Annotated in this window: 30 protein-coding genes; 6 read left to right on the top strand and 24 right to left on the bottom strand. The window is 47.1% G+C overall.

The genetic code is table 11. The features are described 5' to 3' along the window. The first annotated feature begins 201 nt into the window (after nucleotides 1-201). Nucleotides 202-1,122 (top strand): carbohydrate-binding domain-containing protein, encoded by a 921-nt coding sequence (locus CBR65_RS15875; protein WP_087467761.1) that lies wholly within the window; start codon nucleotides 202-204, stop codon nucleotides 1,120-1,122. 48 nt (nucleotides 1,123-1,170) lie between these two features. On the opposite strand, the gene CBR65_RS15870 is transcribed toward CBR65_RS15875, so the two are convergent. Both CBR65_RS15870 and pyrE read right to left on the bottom strand, forming a co-directional pair. Then, a complete protein-coding gene (locus tag CBR65_RS15870) occupies nucleotides 1,171-2,070 on the bottom strand; it encodes an aspartyl/asparaginyl beta-hydroxylase domain-containing protein (protein ID WP_198300762.1) in 900 nt (299 codons plus the stop codon). A 197-nt stretch (nucleotides 2,071-2,267) separates the two neighbouring features. After that, a complete protein-coding gene (gene pyrE, locus CBR65_RS15865) occupies nucleotides 2,268-2,780 on the bottom strand; it encodes an orotate phosphoribosyltransferase (RefSeq protein ID WP_087467759.1) in 513 nt (170 codons plus the stop codon). 253 nt (nucleotides 2,781-3,033) lie between these two features. Between pyrE and CBR65_RS15860 the strand changes: the two genes are divergently transcribed. Next, a complete protein-coding gene (locus tag CBR65_RS15860; protein ID WP_087467758.1) occupies nucleotides 3,034-3,888 on the top strand; it encodes a helix-turn-helix transcriptional regulator in 855 nt (284 codons plus the stop codon). A gap of 145 nt (nucleotides 3,889-4,033) precedes the next feature. Then, nucleotides 4,034-4,369 (top strand): cytochrome c, encoded by a 336-nt coding sequence (locus tag CBR65_RS15855; RefSeq protein WP_157672109.1) that lies wholly within the window; start codon nucleotides 4,034-4,036, stop codon nucleotides 4,367-4,369. A gap of 123 nt (nucleotides 4,370-4,492) precedes the next feature. Here the strand turns inward: CBR65_RS15855 and CBR65_RS15850 are convergent, their stop codons facing one another. The 12 genes from CBR65_RS15850 to CBR65_RS15795 form a co-directional block, all read right to left on the bottom strand. Next, nucleotides 4,493-4,948 (bottom strand): AAC(3)-I family aminoglycoside N-acetyltransferase, encoded by a 456-nt coding sequence (locus CBR65_RS15850; RefSeq protein ID WP_369825668.1) that lies wholly within the window; start codon nucleotides 4,946-4,948, stop codon nucleotides 4,493-4,495. Between the two features lie 86 nt (nucleotides 4,949-5,034). After that, nucleotides 5,035-5,574, bottom strand: a complete 540-nt coding sequence (locus CBR65_RS15845; protein ID WP_087467755.1) for an NUDIX hydrolase — start codon at nucleotides 5,572-5,574, stop codon at nucleotides 5,035-5,037. Between the two features lie 24 nt (nucleotides 5,575-5,598). Further along, nucleotides 5,599-5,946, bottom strand: coding sequence for a GFA family protein (locus CBR65_RS15840; protein ID WP_087467754.1), 348 nt, complete (start codon nucleotides 5,944-5,946; stop codon nucleotides 5,599-5,601). Between the two features lie 48 nt (nucleotides 5,947-5,994). Beyond that, nucleotides 5,995-7,038 (bottom strand): linear amide C-N hydrolase, encoded by a 1,044-nt coding sequence (locus CBR65_RS15835; RefSeq protein ID WP_087467753.1) that lies wholly within the window; start codon nucleotides 7,036-7,038, stop codon nucleotides 5,995-5,997. 95 nt (nucleotides 7,039-7,133) lie between these two features. Next, nucleotides 7,134-7,703: a nucleotidyltransferase family protein gene (locus CBR65_RS15830; RefSeq protein ID WP_198300761.1), complete on the bottom strand. Its 570-nt coding sequence runs from the start codon at nucleotides 7,701-7,703 to the stop codon at nucleotides 7,134-7,136. Further along, the gene (locus tag CBR65_RS15825) at nucleotides 7,700-8,464 is read right to left on the bottom strand and encodes an amidohydrolase (RefSeq protein ID WP_087467752.1); all 765 of its coding nucleotides are present in this window, start codon (nucleotides 8,462-8,464) and stop codon (nucleotides 7,700-7,702) included. Before CBR65_RS15825 ends, CBR65_RS15830 begins: the two co-directional genes overlap by 4 nt. A 49-nt stretch (nucleotides 8,465-8,513) precedes the next feature. Continuing rightward, entirely contained in the window at nucleotides 8,514-8,945 is a 432-nt protein-coding gene (locus CBR65_RS15820) for a hypothetical protein (RefSeq protein WP_087467751.1), read from the bottom strand. A 31-nt stretch (nucleotides 8,946-8,976) separates the two neighbouring features. After that, a complete protein-coding gene (locus CBR65_RS15815) occupies nucleotides 8,977-9,801 on the bottom strand; it encodes a DUF3592 domain-containing protein (RefSeq protein WP_157672108.1) in 825 nt (274 codons plus the stop codon). 251 nt (nucleotides 9,802-10,052) lie between these two features. Further along, the gene (locus tag CBR65_RS15810) at nucleotides 10,053-10,538 is read right to left on the bottom strand and encodes a VOC family protein (RefSeq protein WP_087467749.1); all 486 of its coding nucleotides are present in this window, start codon (nucleotides 10,536-10,538) and stop codon (nucleotides 10,053-10,055) included. 243 nt (nucleotides 10,539-10,781) lie between these two features. Further along, complete coding sequence (locus CBR65_RS15805; protein WP_087467748.1) at nucleotides 10,782-12,374, bottom strand: cellulose binding domain-containing protein; 1,593 nt, start codon at nucleotides 12,372-12,374, stop codon at nucleotides 10,782-10,784. A gap of 412 nt (nucleotides 12,375-12,786) precedes the next feature. Beyond that, nucleotides 12,787-13,113: a hypothetical protein gene (locus CBR65_RS15800; RefSeq protein ID WP_087467747.1), complete on the bottom strand. Its 327-nt coding sequence runs from the start codon at nucleotides 13,111-13,113 to the stop codon at nucleotides 12,787-12,789. Between the two features lie 151 nt (nucleotides 13,114-13,264). Beyond that, on the bottom strand, nucleotides 13,265-14,023 hold the full coding sequence (locus tag CBR65_RS15795; RefSeq protein WP_087467746.1) for an SDR family oxidoreductase: 759 nt from the start codon (nucleotides 14,021-14,023) through the stop codon (nucleotides 13,265-13,267). Between the two features lie 134 nt (nucleotides 14,024-14,157). Here CBR65_RS15795 and CBR65_RS15790 point away from each other — a divergent pair, with 134 nt between their 5' ends. Then, nucleotides 14,158-15,042, top strand: coding sequence for a LysR family transcriptional regulator (locus CBR65_RS15790; RefSeq protein ID WP_087467745.1), 885 nt, complete (start codon nucleotides 14,158-14,160; stop codon nucleotides 15,040-15,042). Between the two features lie 186 nt (nucleotides 15,043-15,228). On the opposite strand, the gene CBR65_RS15785 is transcribed toward CBR65_RS15790, so the two are convergent. From CBR65_RS15785 to CBR65_RS15760, 5 genes are all read right to left on the bottom strand, one after another. Continuing rightward, nucleotides 15,229-15,633, bottom strand: coding sequence for an SgcJ/EcaC family oxidoreductase (locus CBR65_RS15785; RefSeq protein WP_087467744.1), 405 nt, complete (start codon nucleotides 15,631-15,633; stop codon nucleotides 15,229-15,231). A gap of 580 nt (nucleotides 15,634-16,213) precedes the next feature. After that, nucleotides 16,214-16,555 carry a hypothetical protein gene (locus CBR65_RS15775; protein WP_157672107.1) on the bottom strand — a complete coding sequence of 114 codons (342 nt, stop codon included), beginning with the start codon at nucleotides 16,553-16,555 and terminating at the stop codon, nucleotides 16,214-16,216. A 63-nt stretch (nucleotides 16,556-16,618) separates the two neighbouring features. Continuing rightward, nucleotides 16,619-17,188 (bottom strand): hypothetical protein, encoded by a 570-nt coding sequence (locus CBR65_RS15770; RefSeq protein WP_087467741.1) that lies wholly within the window; start codon nucleotides 17,186-17,188, stop codon nucleotides 16,619-16,621. 71 nt (nucleotides 17,189-17,259) lie between these two features. After that, nucleotides 17,260-17,601, bottom strand: a complete 342-nt coding sequence (locus CBR65_RS15765; protein WP_087467740.1) for a DUF4926 domain-containing protein — start codon at nucleotides 17,599-17,601, stop codon at nucleotides 17,260-17,262. Between the two features lie 55 nt (nucleotides 17,602-17,656). After that, nucleotides 17,657-18,172, bottom strand: a complete 516-nt coding sequence (locus tag CBR65_RS15760) for a hypothetical protein (protein ID WP_087467739.1) — start codon at nucleotides 18,170-18,172, stop codon at nucleotides 17,657-17,659. A gap of 72 nt (nucleotides 18,173-18,244) precedes the next feature. On the opposite strand from CBR65_RS15760, the gene CBR65_RS15755 reads away from it, so the two are divergent. Both CBR65_RS15755 and CBR65_RS15750 read left to right on the top strand, forming a co-directional pair. Continuing rightward, nucleotides 18,245-18,544, top strand: a complete 300-nt coding sequence (locus CBR65_RS15755) for a transposase (RefSeq protein WP_012486016.1) — start codon at nucleotides 18,245-18,247, stop codon at nucleotides 18,542-18,544. Further along, entirely contained in the window at nucleotides 18,541-19,395 is an 855-nt protein-coding gene (locus tag CBR65_RS15750; RefSeq protein WP_157671936.1) for an IS3 family transposase, read from the top strand. The genes CBR65_RS15755 and CBR65_RS15750 overlap by 4 nt, the downstream gene beginning before the upstream one ends. On the opposite strand, the gene CBR65_RS22525 is transcribed toward CBR65_RS15750, so the two are convergent. From CBR65_RS22525 to CBR65_RS22520, 5 genes are all read right to left on the bottom strand, one after another. Then, nucleotides 19,348-19,665, bottom strand: a complete 318-nt coding sequence (locus tag CBR65_RS22525; protein WP_232461222.1) for a hypothetical protein — start codon at nucleotides 19,663-19,665, stop codon at nucleotides 19,348-19,350. The genes CBR65_RS15750 and CBR65_RS22525 overlap by 48 nt on opposite strands. A 102-nt stretch (nucleotides 19,666-19,767) precedes the next feature. Then, a complete protein-coding gene (locus CBR65_RS22155; RefSeq protein ID WP_157672106.1) occupies nucleotides 19,768-20,130 on the bottom strand; it encodes a hypothetical protein in 363 nt (120 codons plus the stop codon). A 93-nt stretch (nucleotides 20,131-20,223) separates the two neighbouring features. Further along, the gene (locus CBR65_RS15740) at nucleotides 20,224-20,589 is read right to left on the bottom strand and encodes a hypothetical protein (RefSeq protein ID WP_087467737.1); all 366 of its coding nucleotides are present in this window, start codon (nucleotides 20,587-20,589) and stop codon (nucleotides 20,224-20,226) included. 137 nt (nucleotides 20,590-20,726) lie between these two features. Then, the gene (locus CBR65_RS15735; protein ID WP_087467736.1) at nucleotides 20,727-21,116 is read right to left on the bottom strand and encodes a hypothetical protein; all 390 of its coding nucleotides are present in this window, start codon (nucleotides 21,114-21,116) and stop codon (nucleotides 20,727-20,729) included. A 168-nt stretch (nucleotides 21,117-21,284) separates the two neighbouring features. Beyond that, complete coding sequence (locus tag CBR65_RS22520; protein ID WP_232461451.1) at nucleotides 21,285-21,596, bottom strand: transposase; 312 nt, start codon at nucleotides 21,594-21,596, stop codon at nucleotides 21,285-21,287. Nucleotides 21,597-21,603 lie beyond the last annotated feature (7 nt).

The raw sequence follows: 21,603 nt of genomic DNA, 5'->3' as shown, positions 1-21,603 counted from the left end.
TACATCATTGATGCATTCAACGCGCCGGTGCCGGCGAGCAACATCGAAAAGCCCAAGCGATTTCACCCCGGCTGAACCCGAAATCAGGGCATAGCCCTGCCGAAGCACCTGCGGCTGCCACCAAGCACCGCAGCGCTTCTCTTTACCCAGTCCCGGAGGTAACGGGATGACTCCACTCGACATAATAATGAGGACATAACAATGCGTATCTTTAAAAACCTTGCCCTGGTGTTTTCGATATTGCTGCTAAGCGCGGGGAGCCTCGCGCAGAACTATCCAACCTGTTCCAGTTCCGCATCCGACCCCGACGGTGACGGCTGGGGTTGGGAAAACAATCAAAGCTGTATCGTGTCATCAAGCGGCAGCTCCGGTGGCTATCCAACCTGCAGCAGCTCAGCTTCTGACCCGGACGGCGATGGTTGGGGCTGGGAGAACAACCAGAGTTGCCAGGTCGCCAGCGGTGGATCATCCGGTGGCTCCAATGGCGGCAATTATCCAACCTGTGCCAACTCAGCCTCTGATCCGGATGGTGATGGTTGGGGCTGGGAGAACAATCAGAGTTGCCAGGTGGCTAGCGGTGGTTCGTCTGGCGGCGGTAGTTGCGGCACCGGAAACTGTCCGGGTTCATTGAGCTGTCCCAGCGGTATGAGTTGCGGCTGCTATACCGTCTCCGGGCTCGGTGCCAACAAGCAAGCCTATGTGAATGCCGGTGCAGATCGCCGCTTCCTCGCCTCAGCGATGATGGAAACCGAGAAGATGGATACCAATTACGCGTATGGCGACAATAAAACCGGTGACGCCTTCAACGCCGGGGCGACCAAACAAAACTGGGGCATGATGCGACAGTGCCACTCTGAATGGCGCGGCTACAGCGCCAACGATTACGCCGTATCCGGCGCGATGAATAATAGCCGCAGTCTGGATGTGCAGGTGTACAACGAATGTCGCAACTACTACGGCAACCAGTGGTTTGCCGGCCACCGCAATGGCGCCAGCGGGTTGGCGAATCCCAACACGCAAGACATCAATAATTTTCGTGCAGGCTATGAATGGACTTACAACCAACTGGCAGGTCACGAGTGCGATGACGTGCGCTTTTGGGTCAATATTCCGGCTATTTAATCAACGGAAAAAGTGCCCGCATTAAGCGGGCACTTTGAACAAGCACCATTAAAAAAAGAGCAGATAAATCAGCAGCGCATAGAGCGCATATTGCATCGCGTAATACAGAACCGGGCTGAATGCTTTGATCTTTTTTCCGACCAGACGCAGTTGATAAACATACGCAAATGCCTTGTTTAAAAAGCCGACTTTATCCCCTTCCACGTTTTTGGTTGCCGCTGCCGCCAGCACAATGCGTGAAAACAACCGATTGAACCAGTCCACCAGAAAGAAATTCACCGGGCGCTTTACATCCAAAAATAGAATGATGCGATTTTTATCGGTGCGATTTTCCGCGTAGTGGATAAAGGTTTCATCAAAGATGACCGCTTCACCATCCCGCCAGGAATACTTTTGGCCGTCCACATCAATGTAACAATCATCCGAATTCGGCGTAACCAAACCCAGGTGATAACGCAATGAACCTGCATAGGGATCACGATGCTTAACCAGCCGCGCCCCGGGTGGCAGCATGGCAAACATCGCGCCTTTGATGCTGGGAATTTTATTGATAAGCGCTACCGTATTCGGGCAGAGCTGGTTAGCAGACGTCAGTGTTGCGCCGTACCATTTAAGGTAGAAGCGCTTCCATCCGGTACGAAAAAAGGAATTAAAACCCAGGTCATCCAGATCGTCCGACGCTTTAATACGCGACGCGTTATTCAGCCCGATAGCCTCGTCACGAATAACCTCCCAGTTATCCTGCAACAGCTTCAACTCGGGAAAATGGTTAACATCGATATAGGCCGTATTCTTTACACGCGAAAACGCATAAAACAGGCAATTCACCGGCGCCATAACATTCGAGTGATCAGAGAGTTTGCGGGTAAGTTTGGCATGCTGAACAACGCCGCGTTGTTGAACATACATGGCGCAGAATATAAAAATGACGAGCAGGATCAATCCCATGATGACATCTCAAACCGGTTCCAGAAATAATAGCGTCAAGGCGGAAAACAATATATCCGCCCATGCCCGTTTTCAATGGAAGTTTGAAATATTTTTTGTAAGAAATTATTAGGATTGCTGACACTTTGTGTCAGGATATGGTTGGTTATACAGAAATTGTTTAAGAATTTTTTAAGCTCAAAAGAACGCTAAAAAATTTATTCTTTATTAATCTGTGAAAAAGTATGTAAAGCCTTTAACTCAAGTCCGGCCTCAGCCAAGGTTTCCTTACCGCCCGTTTCGCGATCAATAACACAAACTGCACATAATGGGTTCAAGCCATCTGCCCGGAGCAAAGCGAGGGCATCAATAATTGCGCCGCCGCTGGACACAACATCTTCCACTAGAATAAATTTTTTACCTTGCAAAGGTGTACCTTCCGCATACTGGCAGGTGCCGTAGGCTTTAGCTTCCTTACGGATAAAGGCCGATGGTATTCCAGTGACTTGACTTAAAACCGTGACGATAGGTATACCGCCCATCTCCAGACCAGCCAGAACTTCTGTGCCAGCGGGAATCAGTTTCGTCATGGCCTGACAAATGTCATGCAACAACGTTGGCTCAGCTTCGAATCGGTATTTATCAAAGTAGGTGTCGCTGACTTTCCCGGAACGCAAGGTAAAAGTGCCGGATAGTTTTGCGCAATTTCTGATGCGAGAGGGTATATCCATGAAATCTGTCCTACTAAAATATTCTACTTTTCGACGACAAGGTGAAATGGTTATCGAGTCGCTCTACGTGCAAAAAAACGTAGCGGCATGATAGCGGAAAACCGTGTTGATAGCAGCTGTTTATCCTGCAGCACGACGACATAGAGTCTTCCAACGCACACTGCACATTTACAATTCTTCAATAGGACCTTTGCGAAACGCCGGGCACTTTGTGTTAAGGTTTATCCGACCTTGGAATTCGGGTGCCTTGAATATGGTTTACGAAGAAATCGCTCCGTCAATACGACTTAAACATTACATTAACTGCTTCTGGATGATTCACTCTCCGGAGCAGGTTGATATTATGGATCGCACCTTTCCCGACGGTTGCCAGGAAATTATCTTTAATCTGGAGACGCAGGTGAGGCGCGACGACGGGAAAGGATTTTTCGACAATCCCGAAGTAGAGTTGGTTGGGCAAATGACGCGTCCCTATAACATAGTGACACGGGGTCGTCAGACTTTTTTTGGAGTTAAATTTTTCCCACACAGTTTCTCCGCTTTTACACATGAATCCATCAATGATTTGAAAGACCAATCCATTGATGCGCACCTTCTGTTAGGCAAGGAATTTCGTTACGTTATTGAACGCCTTCATTATAAGCCCTCATTACAGCATTTCGCCCATACCATGGAAGCATTCTTCGCACGTCGCTTATCCACCGAACGTGCACGCACCTATCAATTGGTTGAACGGGCAGTGCAGCATTTGTTTTCCGATAGCGACATCGGCAATATCGATGCGCTCGCACACCGCTTGGGTGTCTCTGACCGATATTTGCAGCAAACATTTAAACAGCATGTCGGGCTAACCCCAAAGCAACTGTGGAAGATGATTCGTTTCCAGCGCAGCTTCCGCTATTTAAGCGGAGGGGATGAATCCATAACGGATGTTGCCTACCGCTGCGGTTACTATGACCACGCCCATTTTGCGCACGACTTCAAAAACCTTGCAGGCATGACGCCTTCGCAATACCAAAGCACGACGCTACCACTGAATCAATTTTTTCTCGCGCCCGGCAGCCGCACCTATTTGTGTAATTATGCCGACACATATACTTCTTTTTAGATAACCAACCGCTACTTCGGATTTTTACAAGCGAGCAACAGACACTAGCACCTAACATCCCGATTATCTTTACTTAAAAGGGGGATAACCGGTGCATTCGTTTAAATTTTTCACTTGTTTAATTTGCCTGCTCGTGGCGATCAAGGTGTATGCCCAAGATGTGGATAGCGGGCAGCGTCTCTATCAATCACAATGTGCCGGCTGCCACAGCCGCGATCTGACTGGCGGCTATGGCCCCAATCTTATCGACGATACGTGGTTACATGGCAGCACGCGCGGCGGAATCCGGGACGTTATCAATCAGGGGGTTCCGGGCACTGGCATGCCCAGCTTTAAGCACACGCTGAATGAGGAGCAGATAAACCATATCATCGATTACCTCATCCATATGCGTACCAACTCGTCCACTTCACATATTCCGTCGCTTCAGAGTCCCGTGGAAACATTGGATTACGCGGTAAAGGTGGAGGAGTTGAATTGAATCACCTCGTCGCCGGTGGAAATTACGGCTGGCCGATTATCAGCTACGGCATTCTATGTTATTTTGGATGAGCCAACTCGGATTGTTCGCCTCACGTCCGAAAAGGAAAGGCTTCTGTAAAATTTATAATGCAATATCAAAATGCATTACATCTTCTCGTATACCCAACTTTGTATAAAGTGCAACGGCCGGGTCATCACCGTAATCTGCCTGCACAAAAATCACATATGCACCCCGCTCGGCAGAAATTTTTTTCAGTGCCTGAATTAATGACGTTGCAATACCTTCGCGCCGATGCGTCTCGTCAACCGCTAGGTCATATATATAAATTTCACTGCGCTCCTGCTCAAACTTTTGCAACTCATAAGCTGCCAGGGCGCCCACGACCTGCTCATCCTTCAGTGCGACCAGCGCAATAAAATAATCGCTACCCAGCAGTTTCTGCATGTAAGCCTTGCCGGGGCGCTTGGCATTATAAATCTCAACATCATCGAAAACTTCGCCAAAGAGAGACAACATCGAGCTCATCAAATGAAAATCTGTTGCAGAGAGTTGTTTGACGCTGACCTTTTCTGCCATCATTCAGTTACCTTTTTATACATAACAACATGCGATGAAAATAGCTGGGTATAGCGCTCGTTGTAAAGAAACGAATTTATCTCTTTTCAAACAAACCCTTTCAATTTCAACAAACCAAACGCCGCTACCGTGGTTGCATCTTTGATTTCACCATTCAGCATCATTTTCTCCACCTCACCAAGCGTGAACGCTTTGGTAACCAACCCATGCTCTTCCGGCTCAATCTGTGCCGAGGATTGCGTTAAGTCCGTCGCGAAAAAAATATCGTAACCCTGGGTTGAGTAACCATAGGCGAGAAACAAATGCCCCACGTGACGTATATCATTAGTGATCAAACCGGTCTCTTCACGCAACTCCGCTGCCGCAAGCTCCAGCGGAGCAATAGTGGAGGATTCCCACGAGCCTTGCGGCAATTCCCAATAGCGGCCTGCCACGGGATAACGGTACTGCTCAACCAGATAAATTTTTCCATCCTGAACTGCCGCGATAACGGCAAAATCCGCTTTTTCTACCACGCCATAAATGCCAGTATGACCCGACTGGCGCTCTATGGAATCCTCACGTACTGTCATCCAGCGATTGGTGTAAACCGTTTTACTTGCAAGAGTTTTAATTTCTTCAGACATAAAACAACACACCGCCAGTAAAGATTAATGAGCGCGACCATCATAATGTTGAACCGGAATGGTCGACAGATCGATATTATCAATACAACGAATATTGATTGCCGCCATAACGTTACCATTTGGGTCTGTGCCTTCGCCGAATGGATGAATGCCACATTCAGGGCAGAAATGATGTTTGATCACATGTTTGTTAAAGGTATAGGTGCTCATGGCATCCTCCGGCGTCAGCAGTTTAAGAGCCGTGCGCGGCATGAACCACAATAGCGAACCCTTACGCTGACAGATTGAACAATTACATGACAAAGCGCCGTCGATTTCGCCTTCCACTTCAAATGCAATCTTTCCACAGTGACAACTACCTTGATATTTCATCTCAACACGCCTCAATTAGGTGATCAGTTAAAGAACGATTAACATATTCTACAATCCAGCGAAGACAAAGGGTTCAGCATTTTTAAATGACGACAACGCATCGCCAGCGTAGACTTCATGATTTTCCACTTGCAAGCGTTTAACCGCAGCGCCCTTGGAAAAATCAACATTTTTCAGATCAACCCAAAAGGTATTGGGTGTCAGGGCTGTTTCAAAATAGTAAACCAGATTTTTATGGTCAGACACGGAGCGCCATCGAGTCGACGAAATATTGGGTTCTGTTTCAGAAGAAATTCCAAAAGGTACAGATGCATTTCTGATCACACTGAAGACACTCGCGACTGCAATTTTTTCATCACTCGTTCTGGGGATTGCATTGATGTAAAAAGAAGCCCTTACAAACCGATCAGCGGCGCGATTGGTTCCCGGCAACATCGTCAAACCGCCAATCTGCTGCCAATAGGCGTTTAGCGCCAACTGTTGGTCGAAGACCGGCGAATTGGTCATCACGGTGTGCGCCATATCATGGTGAATTACCAATTTTCCATCTATGTACTCAAAAATCGCATTATCACCTTTGGCATCAGAGATGGATAAATGCAGCGTGGCAAAGCGGTCTGTTCCAGGAATATCGGACGAAACCACAACGAATGGTTGCTTTTTTAACGCGGCAACAGCTTCTTTAACCGTAGCGAAATTATCCAAGACATATTGTGTCCAGGCCGCGACACTCAAACCTTTTTTATTCGAACCGTACTCAGGATAACGGGATTCTGCCAACCATAGCAGATTAGCCACCAAGCCTTTTTCATTCATTCCGTCGGCACTGGCTATATCAAACGCGCTAGTAACAATACTGCCGTAGCGAGAGGTCCAGCTGATGGAATTGGGCCCGACCGCACCATGTCGCTGCATTCCCCGGGGAAACAGCCACAAGTTCGCGGGGATTTCATCGCGCCAATCCATGGATCGACCGGTAATTATCAAGCCATCCGGCCCTTGGTAAACCGCTCGTGTACAAGCGAAGATGGGGGAAACGTGTATCAACATACATATGCAGAGCGTGATGATAAAACCGGTAATACTCTTCATCGCCATATCTCCTTTTAATGTTAAAGAACGTTTTACACTTATAGCGCGTCTACATAACTTGCGATAGTAGATGTGCAATGGTTTAACAATTTTATTCAAAGCTCATATGTAGGTGAATTTTTTATAACCAGCTTTGGCCATCGTAGCAACCACCCTTTTTCCGAAATTCGGCGATCAAAATCTTTCTGTTTAGGTCGTTTTGGGTTAAGGGTGATGGTGTGGTTAAAAAGTGCATCCACACCAAAAGGCGCAATGATGTTCAGTTCGCCAGAGTTTTCCAAACGCACCCCAATAGCCGTCTCCACTTCCACCCAATAACTCATAGCATCACTGGTATTTTTGTATGGTTTATCGCCATTTCCAAGGTGCATGCGAGCCTGATTTTTTACCGACCAAGGAAGGTTAGATGTGGCACGCAGGTCCGCCTCATATCTGACATCTTCAGCCTCCTCTGCGTGATCAAAATCGTAATAGATAAGATCGATGTCATTAAAGGGCGTTGCTGACACGCTTCCATGCAATCTATCCCAAACCAAATTACGCACAAAGCCCGCGGCAAGGCACCAGTCGGGAAGCCCACATTGCTGCGCAAGCCGAAGCGCTTGCATGCGACCTTCATCGCCCGCGAGCCATTGCTTGATTTGACACTCATGATTCATTGTCATAATTGGCTTTCCAAGCGATAAAATCGAAGGGCGTTTTCATACAAGATTTTCCGCAAACCTTGATCGTCCACAGCGGCAGAAATAATATCGATATCTTTATCGCTGTATGCGCGCGGCGCACGTGTCGAGGGCAGATCGGTACCGAACATCAATGCATCCGGGTTTGCCGAGTATAGTGTTTTTAATGCTGAGCAGACATCGAAGTCAGTACGCCCAAAGCCCGTCGCTTTTACTCGAACCCCACGCTCCGCCAAGCTGAGCAGCGTTGAAAAACCATTACGGGAAAGCCCTAAATGATCAATGCTAACCGCCGGCAACGCAACCAGCGTAGAGAATAATTCTGACAACGCTGTTGCATCGATATAAAGTTCGACATGCCAGCCAACGAGATCAAAAAGCCGACGCGCCATACTCTCAAGCTGATTGACGTCAGCCGAACCTCCACGTTTCAGGTTAAATCTTACGGCTCGAACGCCCACAGTATTCAGGGAAAATACTTGCTCGTCGGAAACAGAGGATGGCAACTGCGTGACACCAACAAATGACGGTCCCAGTTGTTGTAAGGCAGAGATTAGGTAGCTTTGGTCAAATGCCTGAAAAGAACCGGACACCACAGCCCCACCAAGCAAATGAAAATTTTTCATGCGTTCACAATAGTTTGTGACGGTAAACTCCTCCGGCACATAACCATTATTGGACACTAACGGGAATTTGGCATCGATGATATGGAGATGGGAATCAAATATTTTTAAACTATCCAAATTCGACCCCCATCATGTTATCGCCCATATCTGATGCGGAAAAAGAAGATTATTTCTCCGCCGAGCCTTTGCCACAAGAGGTTGTATTGCTGCTGAGAATATCGCCCGGCGCAATATCCTGTTTCTTACCATCCGGGATATATAACGTAACGTAATCCCCGGTAAAAACCTCACCACCAAAATTGTCAGGATCTTTAAGATCCTGAACATTCAGAACCCTGGTGGTGTTATTGTGAATTGGCTTTCCGTTTCTTTTTATAACAAACGCATCGTCATTCGCGATGCAACCGCTCTCGATTTTTCCCGATATGGATATACCCTTCAGGATCATACCGTTTAGCTCATCAACTCTATCCACCGTCATTTGAAAATCATTTGATGATTTTTCACAACCGACAATATGCATTGCTAGCGTGATTGCTAGAAAAAGCGCAGCATATGATCTTGTTTGACAAGCAACATTGATTATTTTTAATGGCATTTATGATGATCCCTTTAACGTCCGTTTTTTGCTAATGATCGTTTTCGGTTTTATGTTTATTTCGCAAATTACTGACCAACTGCGCAATGATTAAATAGGTATCCCGTAGCGAAAGCCAAAACCAGTAGGCACCTAACAAAAATAGAACAGCACCAAACAAGATGATGAAATAAGTAAACCAATCAACACTTGTATCCAACACCGCCACATACGGCTCATCTGGCTTGTAATATACTCTGACCCGCGTCCCCAGCGCGTATTTTTTTGTCATAGCATGTGCATATGAATCACTGAATCGCCAGGACGAGGACTGATTAAAATGAATTTCTCGCGTTATGTATTTTCTATCGTTTACAAAATACTGGGTGACAATCTGCGGCTGGACTTTTCTGTCATCAATATCAAACCCTTCGTCATACACAACCTCAGCACGAATCACTTCGCCCATTGTGTATGGCCAATTTGATGCTCGCGACTGCAAAAGATGGCTTTGATAACCTGCAGGCACTAGAAATATAAGCGACAATCCCAATGCCGCGACAAGCACACTAATTAGATATAGCGCCGCCGGAAACTCTCTTTTCTTATTAATGGTCTTGGACTTCTGATGTCGCCCAGCCTTAAATGTCGCCTCCCATTTAAGCTGCACTTTTGCCTGCACTGCGGCCTCTATTAGACGAAAAACAACCAAAAAAATAATAAGAGGAAGTGACACCCACCGCAACACAGATCGTTCCTCATCTGAAAGAAACGGCAGTTCGCTCGCGCCAATAAGACCCAGCACAGCGATGGCAAAAAGTGGACTCCACAATCGGCGATAAAGTTTAATTGCAATTTCGATTGCAGAAACACTCATAGACTTTTCCTGATAAGCCATCTTTTTCGAGTCTTGAAAGGGAAGTCAATCGCGTAGCAACCAACCCCCTTGCGCCTTAAGTTTGGCCAGATCGAATATCTTTGGCAACACCAGTTAAGTCATTCGCAAATTGATGCCGCGATAAGTGCGTCTTCGTCGCATGCGCCGCGGCCTCCACCTTGCACAAAAAGTACGCTAATTGTGGCCATTTTCGCTTCTCAAATCCAAAGTCCGGTCGCGTGCCACACACCTCATCCGCGAAACGCCGCCTCAATCGCAGCAATGTCGATCTTACTCATCGTCATCATCGCATCGAATGCCCGTTTGGCGGCTATGCGGTCGGGGCTGGTGAAGGCTTTTGTCAGGGCAATTGGCGTAATTTGCCAGGAAATACCCCATTTGTCCTTACACCAACCACACTCGCTTTCCTGGCCTCCGCTGTCAACAATCGCGTTCCAGTAGCGATCCGTTTCGCCCTGATCTTCGGTTGCGACCTGAAACGAGAAGGATTCGTTGTGCTTGAACGCAGGTCCGCCATTAAGCCCGAGGCATGCAACACCAAGCACGGTGAACTCGACTGTTAACACGTCCCCTTCTTGTCCCGATGGATAGTCTCCAGGTGCACGGTGCACCGCGCCGACTGACGAATCGGGGAATGTCTCTGCGTAAAATCGAGCAGCGCCTTCGGCGTCGTCGTCAAACCAAAGGCAGATGGTGTTTTTTGCAATATTGGTCATGGCATTTCTCCGTTGAGATTAACGTTTCATTGCTTTAGAAACGACAATGATTCAACTGTAGTCGATCGAGGAGGCCTAAAATCGACATGAGAACCGGATATTAATGAGGTGGATTCAACCGCGAGATGCATAACTCGAATAAAAATGGTTCCCCCTCCCTCTCAAGTACCATTTATTTGGTGGGTGCAGCACCCTATTTATTATAGGGCGCTGCTTTTCGATCACGAGGGTTGAGCCGCCGGTTTAGAAACGACTGAAGAAATTCCATACGGCGGAGGAGTAGAACGAGGGTGTCGAATGCCCCCCATTAAACGAGCACCAGACAACCGGATGCCCCGCAGCGCAGCCTTGATACTCAACGCATGGGGATGGCTGAATCGGAACCGTGGTGTTTGAACAGCTGTTAGCCGAAACGAAAAGATCCCGCGCTTCAACACCGGCGTTGTGGCCGACCACGTTATCGCTGGTGCCGTGGGATATCCACGCGGCCATCGGCAATCCGCTGTCGGTATACGGTGTCCAGAGTGCGCCGGATGCCGGTGCGATAGCGCGGAAGGTGTCGGCCATTTCACGGCCCACAGCGAAGGACATCATCCCGCCGTAACTCCATCCTGCGGAGAAAATCCGATCCTCATCGATACACAGCGAATACTTCAGTTCGTCGAGCATCGCGCGCAAAAAGGCCATGTCACGATCGTTGGTATTCGTCCATCCGTCTGTACCTGGAGCGCGGTCGGGCGCTACAAAAATGGCGCTGTTGTTCGACAAGGATTTCAGACCGTAATAGCCCTGACCAACAACATCATTGGCACTACCGCCACGCCAGTGCCAGCCAAAGACCAGGCGATAGGGATTGTTCATATTGTAGTTAGCGGGCACGTCGAGGACGTATTCACGATTGAGACCACCAACATTGATGGTATGCCGACCGCTGGTGAGCTGTGCTCCCGATCCGCATCCCGCCGAACCGGAACCGTTTCCGTTCGAACTTGATGATGACGATGAACTGCTTGACGTAGGCTCACCCGACACGCTGCCGAAATTAATATAGCCGTTACAGTGCAACCACTCGCTGTTCGAGCCGCCACCGCATTGGTTGTTGCCCCAAGCGCCAGTATTCTCGCTCTGATCCTCGGCCTGGCGGGTTCCACCATTAACGATGACGTAATCGACCTGCACATCCGCTTCGCCATCGTTGTCATTGGTAAACGCCACATGGATATCGCCGCTTAAATTGGTAGTGGCGCTGTAATCCATCATAAAAGTGCTCAGCGTCCAGCTTTCCACGTCCGTGCCGCCGACGCGCAGGGTAATGGACTCCGCGCCTGTCGTGCCGCTCGCGCGCACGGTGATGCTGTTGTTGCCAACGCCAGCGGAGCTGGAGGAGGAGGCCAAGGAGGAACTGGAAGAGGAACTGCTTGGAATGCTTACGCTTGAGGAACTGGAACTAGACGACGACGTGATTGGCCCACCACCTGCAGAGCAAGTGGGCAAAACGAAATTGCCACTGTGTGTACCCTGAAAGCCAAAGCTCACACTTTGCCCAACAGCGAGATTGCCGTTCCATGACACATTGGTTGCGGTGACGGTGTTACCGGAGGTTGAAATTTCCGCGTTCCAGGAATTCGTCACGCCAGGGCTCTGATTAAAATTCAACGCCAGCTGCCAACTGTTGATTGCAGAGTTACCATCATTCGTAACGGTCACATTCACCACATAACCATTGTTCCAGGTATCGGCGTTGGCCGAACAGGTGAGCGCGTAAACATTATTAGTGATCATCGGCAGAAGAAATAACATCGCCGATGCAAACATGCATCGCCTTAAATTGATCATAGTGTTGTCCCTTTGAAGTTATTGATTTGGAATATCGGAGCGCGAGGTTTCGTATTCGTCTACCGCTGCCAAATACGCGCTTACTCCGGCCAACAGCATAATAAAAATATTATTATATGGTATGACGAATCATATCGAATTGACTGAAAATCAACGACCCGTTGCGGGAAAGACGCGCCGCTGAATGTGCTTTTATTGAGGAGCGTCACAAACTAATATTTATCGATCGACAAGAGTAAATTGAAGTGTGCTGATGGGTACGTTTGTTTATAGCGGATCGCTATTTGGTGCGGATAATCATCTGTAGCTTGGGAAAAGTAACGAACTTATTTGTTTTTTTATGAATGATTTTTAATTGACATATAAAAATTAGAGCAGCATCAGAAAAACGTGCTCAGCCATTTATCACCAATTATATTATTGACCCATGAGCAATAACAGGAGCATACAATCCGACGAAATATAACGCGCTCATAAAAATTGGGAGGATAAAACTTAAGTATTTAATCTTATTCTTGGCGAATAACGCGGAAAAGCTGATAACCGCAACAATACCTAATACAAACGGCCAATAAGGTAAGGTGGCTATCATGAACGCGCTGAAAACAGGAACTTTCATGTCAAAGGCAGCATAAGTTTCCTGGAATTCTTGAGCAACACTAAAATTCAATAAATATATCCAATACCCAAATCCGCTTAGCAATACTAACGTCGTTAATACAATTATTATTCTCTTCATAATTTTCCTAAAGTGCTAGCTCTCCCAAGCATGCAGTTATAGCATCTTAATTGTAGTTCTTATATTGCATCACGTTTAAATGTGGGTGCAGCCATCTTTTTCTGAACAAGTTCGCTCTGTGAGTCGCGTTCCTCACAGAGCGAACCATTTTCTACAAAAACATTCCCCCAGAGGCTTCAATTCGTTGACCGTTAATCCAGCGACTGTTTTCTGCCAGCATCGCCGCAATAACACCACCAATGTCATCTGGCAGACCCACGCGACCCAGGGCAGTTTGCGCGGCAAGAAAACCGTTTAATTCCTGGTTGTCCCGCACTGCACCGCCGCTAAAGTCAGTTTCAATGGCCCCCGGAGCAACCACGTTGACGCTGATACCGCGCGGTCCGAGTTCCTTCGCCATATAGCGGGTCAAGACTTCCACACCACCTTTCATTGCAGCGTAGGCCGCATAGCCAGGATAGGTGAATCGTGTAAGACCGGTGGAGATATTGATGATGCGACCCCCATCCTTGATCAGCTCAAGCAGATTGATCGTCAGAAAGAACACCCCCTTGAGGTGGATGTTCATCAGCGTATCAAACTGCGCTTCCATGGTTTCCGCGTAAGGCGTATGGATGCCGATACCGGCATTGTTGATCAGGAAATCAAAATCCTCCCGCTGCCAATGTTGCTGTAGGGCGAACTTAATATCCTGAGCGAAGGCCGGAAAGCGCTTGCTGTTACCCACATCCAGTTGTAACGCCACAGCTTTGCGCCCCATGGCCTCAACCTGCGCCTTAACCTCTGCGGCCTCCGTCTGATTGCTGTGGTAGGTAAAGATCACATCAATGCCCTGGCGCGCCAGGTGAAGCACGGCGTTTCTGCCCAAGCCGCGGCTGCCGCCAGTTACGATCGCGATGTTGTTGCTCATGGTGAACCTCCTGTGGATCAGTGATGATGTGAATCCAGTTTATTGAACGGCTCATATGAGATAAATCTGCCATATACGGATACACTGTTCATAAAATTCGAACAATGAGGTGAGCTGTGGACAGAGTGGAAGCCATGAATATCTTTGTGCGTGTGGCGGAACTGGCGAGTTTCACACGAGCCGGCGACAGCCTCGGCCTACCAAAAGCCAGTGTTTCCGGCGCCGTACAACAGCTGGAAACCCAGTTGGGAACGCGGTTGCTGCATCGCACGACGCGAAAGGTGCAGTTGACGCAGGATGGCCAGATTTTTTACGAACGCTGTAAAGATCTGCTAGCGGATATGGATGAACTTGAATCCCTTTTCCAGCAAACGCCCGCTCATATCAGCGGGCGCATTCGCATCGATATGCCCACCGCCATGGCCAGAAATTTAGTGATCCCCCGCCTGCCGGACTTTCTGGCCAGCTACCCGGCGGTGGAGGTCGAGTTGAGCAGTACAGACCGGCGCGTGGACCTGGTGCGCGAAGGGTTTGACTGCGTGGTGCGGGTGGGGCAGCTGGGGGATTCCGGCCTGATCGCCCGGCCTTTGGGGCAGCTCCGCATTATCAACTGCGTCAGTCCGGGCTATCTGGAAAAGTTTGGCGACCCACAAACATTGGAAGAACTGGCTGAGCACCACTGGCTGGTGCACTACGTGCTTACCCTGGGCGCCAAATCAAGCGGCTGGGAATATTGGGGCGGGCAGTCTTATCGCAACTTGCCAATGAAAGGCCCGGTGACGGTGAACAATGCCGATGCATACACCCAAGCTTGCCTCGCGGGTTTAGGGATCATTCAGGGACCGGAAGCGGGGCTTCGCCAGTACATTGAGAAAGGGCAGCTAGTGGAAATCCTGAAACATTTCACCGCCGAACCCATGCCAATTTCCCTGATCTACCCCAATCGCCGTAACTTGTCCAAACGCGTGCAGGTGTTTATGGATTGGCTGGCAAGGCTTGTGAAGGAGTATGCGGATTAGATGGGCATTCAGATCGCAGCTCCAAGGGCTCTCCAAAGTGCTTCGTTTTCTAAAGCCTGAACTTTATCTGCAATATTCGGAAATTTTTGTTTAGAGCTGTCTCATTAATGGGAGAGTGGACACTACTTCTGACCCCGGCCGAGCGTAGCGAAATCCAGCCCCGAAGTGGCGATGCGCTCCCGCTTATTAAGTGGCATTGCTTGAACCCTGAACCGGGACCAAAAGATTAGCGTCCCTAAACAGTTGCCAGCGCCCACTGATTTTCTTTAGCACCGTGAGGGTGTTCCCCGCGCGGATCATTTGAACTGAGCCACCAGACTTTACTGTGACGGTTAAATGGCTAAGCATGAAAGCCCATTCACCCGTGACCGTTATTTCCAGTATTTCGCTGTCACCGTCAATCTCCATCGAGCTGGACGACGGGTCATTAGCCGCTTGAGCGAATACCTCCTTTCCAAAGGGCGGCTGGCCGGGAACTACGAATTTTGCGTCATCCGCCATAAGACCAAGAACTGTATTGGCATCGCCTTCCCTGGTCGCTTTCATCCAGGTTGAAACAAGTTCTCGAATTTCTTTTTCGTCAGCGTTCATGATTTCCTCCGTTTTGACTTAATCCCCTAATAGTGGGCCGGAACGCAGGCGCGAAGTATCTGAGCAGAGAACCGAGTAAGCCTGCCGGCAGGCGTTGATTAGTTTGTTAGAGTTATTCGCATATTTCAGTGTATTCACTGATTTTATAGATACATTCACCGCTCTCGCAATTTTCTATTACGCTAGAACCACCAAAACAATAAGGATCAGAAGAGTATGAAATTGTATATTGCGCACTACAGAATTCCTTTTCTGACTCTGGCATCAGGGTAGAATCCCAGCACATTTTTCTATATTTTTCTTCGTAAGCTTCTATTGTAAATTTTCTTTTAAAATTAAACCTATCTTCCTGCAATAGAAATGTTGAAATAATTATTCTTGCCTTCTCGATGTCAATTCCACTTTTTACAATTAACGTGAACCCCTCGTGCCTGATGGATTGTATTTGCGTAGTGCAGGATGCGATAAGTATAAGTACGGATATTAATATTATTCGCATGCTTTGGGACTCATTTACTCCAAGGTTGCTATAAATACCGAAAAACGAAGCGAATTAAAAAATGTCACATTAACAGTTTTGTTAAATGCTTTTTGCATACCAGCCATCAATTAACATTTCTTTAAGGCTACTATACCAGCCAGCATCCATACCAAAGTAATCGTCCTTCGTAAAAATCAATCCCCAAGCGTCCCCACTCGCACCATGACCACCGAGACAATAAGCTGCACCTACATTACGTTCACCAAAATCAGCGAATACCCAAGCAGGAAACTCTTCGTCGCCTCCATACTCCCACTTTAGAATCTTTTCCTCCAAAGGGATCAATAAGGAAATAGCATATTCTTTAAGACCCGACTCCATTATCTCAATCTCTTTGTTGATGAGAGACTGCATTTCTTCTTTAGATGGTAATTTTTTCATAAGGACATTTAACGTTGTGTTCAACCGCAGTTTGTAGGCGCGGAGCGGCGCTAGAGCACTTTGTTAGGCATATTTTTTAATTCCATAGACAATATCAACTAAAGGCTTTTCAATAATTTCCAAATCGTACGGAACTACTCCTGCCGCCCAGGCATCTGGCGTCGGAGGACCCAGTTGATCTATTTCAGTTATCTTATCCCCGGCACATTCGATCCCATAGCAGAGATTATTTCCAGTGTGTATAAACAGTCGAATTCTGGTAGATGGAAAATTTTCAAGCTCACCATATGGATATAGATATTGCCCAAATAAGCTAAGCGTTTTATTCGGGGAAATTGACATTAGATAATGCAATCCTTCATCTTCAAATTCTTCAATTTCAACGACCTGATCGACGCTGTATTCAACAGTCTTAATTAAACCACTTTCAAGAGCCGAATCAAGTGTTTCCACCTCATTTCGCCCTTGTCTTTCCGGCCAGAGCTTGAGCAGTATAGCCGGAACTATTACATAGCCTGATATAAAGCTGGCAATTATAAGTAGAATTTCATTTTTAATAATATTGCTTGAATACCCTGCAATTGGAATCAGCAAGAAAGTAGATACTGCAGCAACAACTAATAATCGGAGCATGTTTTGCCTAACACCCGCAGTACGGGAAAAGTTGAAGCGCAGCGGAAACTTTGTCCCTGTGCCTGCGATTGTTAGCGGCTTCTAGCAGCAACATATTTAATGTTTTTTCTCGGCAATACGTTCAACCATTTGGTTGTACCATCTGAATTGACACACTCCACTTCGAATTCATTTTCGGAGTGTTTCAACACTATCGCTCCAACGTCACCAAGCGAAACACCTTCAAGTTCTGGCTCCGAATTTCGGAGCACTTCAACAACATCGAATTCTTCAAATTCTTTCCAGCAATAGAAGCACTCGATATACCTTATGCCATCACTCGACTGTGGAAATTGAGCATTCCACTCATCAAGGTTCTCAGTCACTCGCAAATGAAAAGAGTCACCACAATTTGGACATTTCGCATATGGCATAGGTTGTACCGCTAACAGTTCAATAGTGCGGACCTCTTGGTCCGCATATTAGTTTTTATGTTGCTTTGCTTTCCAGATTGTTGATAATGTCAAGATACGTATCCAATGCTTCCTGAACAAGAGACTGCCTCTCATGAGGTTCTATTAGCAAGTAAAAAATTAAAATAAGTACAGTAGCGTTGCTGCGGAGCTCTATTTCTCTCGCAGCGTTCGAGACTTGGGGGATAGATGAATCTGACGCATACAACATCTTGTTTCGACAATTCGAAAGATCCCTGAAGTATTCAAATATTGATGATATTCCGCTATTTGTAGCAACTTTCTTAACTTCCCTGCGATAGTCCCTGGGCTTGCCATCCGGACCCACCCCAACAAAACCCAATGGTGGCTCTGGTACAGCGCATATGTGCTCTCCGTCTTTTTCAAAAAGAGGGAGACGGATTCTAAGAATCTCTTCCTTAGCCTTTTCATTTTTCCTTTCGAAGTACAGCGTCACATCTATCTTTAAGTCTTTAGGTAAAAAACCTTCCCTTAGAAGTCTTATAAACGGGTATACCCCAGCTTTATGCATATGGTTTGAAGTGGTCTAATTAGACCGGACACCAAGTTAAGCGGATAATACCGTAAAACATCAAGGTGTCCTATGACCAAGCAAACACGAAAGAAATATACGCCTGAATACAAACTTGAAGCCATCGCCCTGGTTCGCGATCAAGGCTTCAGTATAGGTGAGGCAGCGGCCCATCTGGATATCAATCACAATATGCTACGCCGCTGGCTAAAAGAGCATGAAGCTCAGCCTTTTAGTGATTACCAGGGAAAAGCCGGGATGACCCCCGAGCAAAAACGTATCCGTGAACTTGAAAAACAAGTGCGCGAGCTACAGTTGGATAATGATATTTTAAAAAAAGCCAGCAGCTACTTCGCGAAGCATATGCGGTGAGATTTGCGTTTATCCGAGAGCATGCTTCGCGCTGCCGGGTAAAACACTTGTGTCGCATGCTAAGTGTCAGTCGCAGTCGTTATTACGAGTGGCTGGGACAGCAACAGGATAAGCCTGATCCGGAACAGCAGAGGTTTGAAACCTGCATGCGCGCATTGTTTGTTGAATCCAACAGCAGCATGGGCAGCAGACGCATGGCGCGGCGATTACAGGCACAAGGTTTTGCGGCGGGGCGGTATCGGGTACGACGACTGATGAAAAAGCTGGGGCTGGTAGTTAAACAGAAGCGTAAGTTTCGTATTACCACCAACAGCAACCATAAATTGCCGGTAGCGGAGAATATACTTGATCGGCAGTTCAATCCGGTTACACCGAATCAAGCCTGGGCTGCAGACATTACTTATATTTGGACAGCAGAAGGATGGCTGTACCTGGCGGTGGTGATTGACCTGTATTCGCGGCGGGTTGTTGGCTGGTGCATGGATAAACGGCAAACGAAATCGCTGGTGATTCGCGCATTGATGATGGCGGTGAATATGCGCAAGCCATCGGCGGGACTCATTCACCATTCGGATCGTGGTTCGCAATATGCGAGCCTGAAGTATCAGACTTCATTGAAGCAGCACGGTATTGTGTGTTCCATGAGCCGCAAGGGAAATTGTTGGGACAATGCTGTTGTGGAGCGCTTCTTTAGCAGCCTGAAACGGGAGTGGATCAGGGATAATTTGTATCGCCATCGAGAAGATGCAATTCGGGATGTGCGAGCTTATATTGTGACCTGGTATAACTCGCGAAGACCACATTCAACTCTGGGCTACAAAAGCCCGATTGAATTTGAAAAGTGTGCTTAACTTTTTGTCCGGTTTTTGTTGACCATTACAGTTTCGTTTATTTATCCTTCCTATGTTCTTATATCGTTTTTTCTGAAAGGCATGGAATAGCGCTGTGGCAGCTTCCTCCTCTGCTGTAATTGCCAGGAATACAGCAACTTCAGGCATAGATTCTTTAAGCAGCCATGCTCTTTCAATATGCCTTCTACATGATTTGGCCGAAAAACCTCCAGCACCACGAGTCTGGGCTGCTCTCTCAAGAATTGATAATTGGAAATCAGTTAGATTCATAGGAAAACTGTATAACGCCTGCAATATGCGGCCGAAGTGAAGGCGCGCAGCGCCGTAGCGGAGGTCCGGCCACAGCTTGCTGTAGCGCACATAATTGCATTGTTATGAGTTTTTAGCATGATTGTAAGCATAGTGGACATGGCTACACAGATCCTTGCTGTTGTATGGGAAATTGTACCAACCATCCAGTTGCTGGTGCCTATTGCCGCTAGCTTGAGAACCACCACCCATACGCAACGCGACCTCTTGCATACCTGTTGCAAAAGCAAAGACGACATCTCCGACATACCAAACAACATAGGTGAATTCCGCCGGAGCAGGGCAAAAAGAGCTGACGTCGCCATACGCCTCCAGGCATCTTTCCAATGGCTCAACAATGTCGCTGTGGCAAGACAATGGACCAAGGAACTTTAGCACCTCTTGATTTATGTCATTGTCAATTTGGGGAGGCACCTGCCTACGCATGACTTACCTCATAACGTTGCGTACAAGGGTGCGAGTTTACGAGCGCCCCGCCGACGCTTGCAGCCGTTTGATTGCTTGTTAGGCATCCTTGGGCTAAGTTAACAAATTTCTCACAGCTTTTATTGCTTTTTCTAATTTATGATTTGAAGCGATAAGTGCAGCACTCCAACCAAAAATCTGAAGCGATAATGTATTTATTGCTATGTTGAACTCCTCCGTGCCCGCAAACACATGAAAACATGTATTTAAACCACTAATGAGTACGGCAGCACGAATTGTTCCTTCAGTACCGACTGGTTGCATATAGAGAAATTCGAATTTCAATTTCGAACCTGAAACGTCACAGGTAAATACTTCACCGTCAGACTCTTCGCAAATACTCCACTTGAGCTTGTTTAGCTTTGTGGCCTTGTATATAGCGAGAAGAAATTCGCGTTTTTGGTTAATTGTTTTTTCCATGATTTGCCTAACGTTAAGCACAACGGCAGTTTGTAAGTTGTGCGTTGTGGAATACTTTTGCGAAGCAAAACCACATAAGCGCGACTTACAAACTGTCCAGCCGCGAAGCGGCGAGTTGCTGCGCCTTGTTATAGCCCTTACTCTGCTTCAAAAACAATTGAAACACCATATGCCTTGCTTGCCAAGGTGCGAATATGCTCTTTCTGCAATTTGCACTTGATAGCTAATTGAGAGTCACTCAACCAATAGAATTTAGGCTCATTTTCGCAGTAACCGGCAAAAATTACATGCCCTTTAGGATTGGAGAATTCATATTTCTGATTAAGGAAAATGTATGTACCGTATGGAGCATGTCTATTCCCATCAGATCCGTAAGCGTAACTTTTTACGGAAAGCTCTCCATTAGGGGATTCTGTGGCAGCTAAAGATTTCCAATGAATACTGGAACTATAGAAATATATTGCTCCAGCCGCCAAGGCACTTAATAGCAATAAAATTAAAATTGAATATATTAGCCTCTTGGCCATTTGTGAATTCCTTGCTTGCTATAACGAGGCTGTAGAAAAACAATATTAAGAAATTGCTATTCCCAGCCCTTATTGAATTTAAATTTCTCTGCCTAATTAGGAAAACTATTTACCACAATAACTTCGCATTTGAAATGCGAGCGATATCTTTTCCCAAGAAGCCGTTTATCACGCTATCGCACCGTAATTCATCAGCTTTTCGATATTATGTATCACACAATAGAGTCGCCATTGCCCCTGTACTTTGGACTTTCCGCGCAAGGTAAATCGATTAAGCCCCTTGTTAGTACCAATATTAGCAAAGACAGGCTCGACCGTAGACATGCGATGTCCGTAGATCACCTTGCCATAACGGCTATCGACTCGCCGTTTCATCCAGTCCGTCGCGGTTCGACCATTGGTGTAGGTGATGGAGACTTGCCGACCATGACCTTTACGCGTATTCGCTGAGTCCGGGTTGCACATACATTCGTGTTTGATCGCGCAA

It is taken from the genome of Cellvibrio sp. PSBB006 (assembly GCF_002162135.1).
Lineage (GTDB): Bacteria > Pseudomonadota > Gammaproteobacteria > Pseudomonadales > Cellvibrionaceae > Cellvibrio.
This window is presented reverse-complemented; position numbering and strand designations above follow the sequence as displayed.

Excerpts from the sequence above, each read along its gene's own strand:
- CBR65_RS15770 (WP_087467741.1), bottom strand. The coding sequence starts at position 17,188 with ATGCTCCGATTATTAGTTGTTGCTGCAGTATCTACTTTCTTGCTGATT.
- CBR65_RS15860 (WP_087467758.1), top strand. The coding sequence starts at position 3,034 with ATGGTTTACGAAGAAATCGCTCCGTCAATACGACTTAAACATTACATT.
- CBR65_RS15830 (WP_198300761.1), bottom strand. The coding sequence starts at position 7,703 with ATGACAATGAATCATGAGTGTCAAATCAAGCAATGGCTCGCGGGCGAT.
- pyrE (WP_087467759.1), bottom strand. The coding sequence starts at position 2,780 with ATGGATATACCCTCTCGCATCAGAAATTGCGCAAAACTATCCGGCACT.
- CBR65_RS15790 (WP_087467745.1), top strand. The coding sequence starts at position 14,158 with ATGAATATCTTTGTGCGTGTGGCGGAACTGGCGAGTTTCACACGAGCC.
- CBR65_RS15840 (WP_087467754.1), bottom strand. The coding sequence starts at position 5,946 with ATGAAATATCAAGGTAGTTGTCACTGTGGAAAGATTGCATTTGAAGTG.
- CBR65_RS15735 (WP_087467736.1), bottom strand. The coding sequence starts at position 21,116 with ATGGCCAAGAGGCTAATATATTCAATTTTAATTTTATTGCTATTAAGT.
- CBR65_RS15765 (WP_087467740.1), bottom strand. The coding sequence starts at position 17,601 with ATGCCATATGCGAAATGTCCAAATTGTGGTGACTCTTTTCATTTGCGA.
- CBR65_RS15815 (WP_157672108.1), bottom strand. The coding sequence starts at position 9,801 with ATGAGTGTTTCTGCAATCGAAATTGCAATTAAACTTTATCGCCGATTG.
- CBR65_RS15875 (WP_087467761.1), top strand. The coding sequence starts at position 202 with ATGCGTATCTTTAAAAACCTTGCCCTGGTGTTTTCGATATTGCTGCTA.
- CBR65_RS22155 (WP_157672106.1), bottom strand. The coding sequence starts at position 20,130 with ATGCGTAGGCAGGTGCCTCCCCAAATTGACAATGACATAAATCAAGAG.
- CBR65_RS22525 (WP_232461222.1), bottom strand. The coding sequence starts at position 19,665 with ATGAATCTAACTGATTTCCAATTATCAATTCTTGAGAGAGCAGCCCAG.
- CBR65_RS15845 (WP_087467755.1), bottom strand. The coding sequence starts at position 5,574 with ATGTCTGAAGAAATTAAAACTCTTGCAAGTAAAACGGTTTACACCAAT.
- CBR65_RS15850 (WP_369825668.1), bottom strand. The coding sequence starts at position 4,948 with ATGGCAGAAAAGGTCAGCGTCAAACAACTCTCTGCAACAGATTTTCAT.
- CBR65_RS15805 (WP_087467748.1), bottom strand. The coding sequence starts at position 12,374 with ATGATCAATTTAAGGCGATGCATGTTTGCATCGGCGATGTTATTTCTT.
- CBR65_RS15785 (WP_087467744.1), bottom strand. The coding sequence starts at position 15,633 with ATGAACGCTGACGAAAAAGAAATTCGAGAACTTGTTTCAACCTGGATG.
- CBR65_RS15870 (WP_198300762.1), bottom strand. The coding sequence starts at position 2,070 with ATGGGATTGATCCTGCTCGTCATTTTTATATTCTGCGCCATGTATGTT.
- CBR65_RS15755 (WP_012486016.1), top strand. The coding sequence starts at position 18,245 with ATGACCAAGCAAACACGAAAGAAATATACGCCTGAATACAAACTTGAA.
- CBR65_RS15820 (WP_087467751.1), bottom strand. The coding sequence starts at position 8,945 with ATGCCATTAAAAATAATCAATGTTGCTTGTCAAACAAGATCATATGCT.
- CBR65_RS15835 (WP_087467753.1), bottom strand. The coding sequence starts at position 7,038 with ATGAAGAGTATTACCGGTTTTATCATCACGCTCTGCATATGTATGTTG.
- CBR65_RS15760 (WP_087467739.1), bottom strand. The coding sequence starts at position 18,172 with ATGCATAAAGCTGGGGTATACCCGTTTATAAGACTTCTAAGGGAAGGT.
- CBR65_RS15740 (WP_087467737.1), bottom strand. The coding sequence starts at position 20,589 with ATGGAAAAAACAATTAACCAAAAACGCGAATTTCTTCTCGCTATATAC.
- CBR65_RS15810 (WP_087467749.1), bottom strand. The coding sequence starts at position 10,538 with ATGACCAATATTGCAAAAAACACCATCTGCCTTTGGTTTGACGACGAC.
- CBR65_RS15775 (WP_157672107.1), bottom strand. The coding sequence starts at position 16,555 with ATGAAAAAATTACCATCTAAAGAAGAAATGCAGTCTCTCATCAACAAA.
- CBR65_RS15795 (WP_087467746.1), bottom strand. The coding sequence starts at position 14,023 with ATGAGCAACAACATCGCGATCGTAACTGGCGGCAGCCGCGGCTTGGGC.
- CBR65_RS15800 (WP_087467747.1), bottom strand. The coding sequence starts at position 13,113 with ATGAAGAGAATAATAATTGTATTAACGACGTTAGTATTGCTAAGCGGA.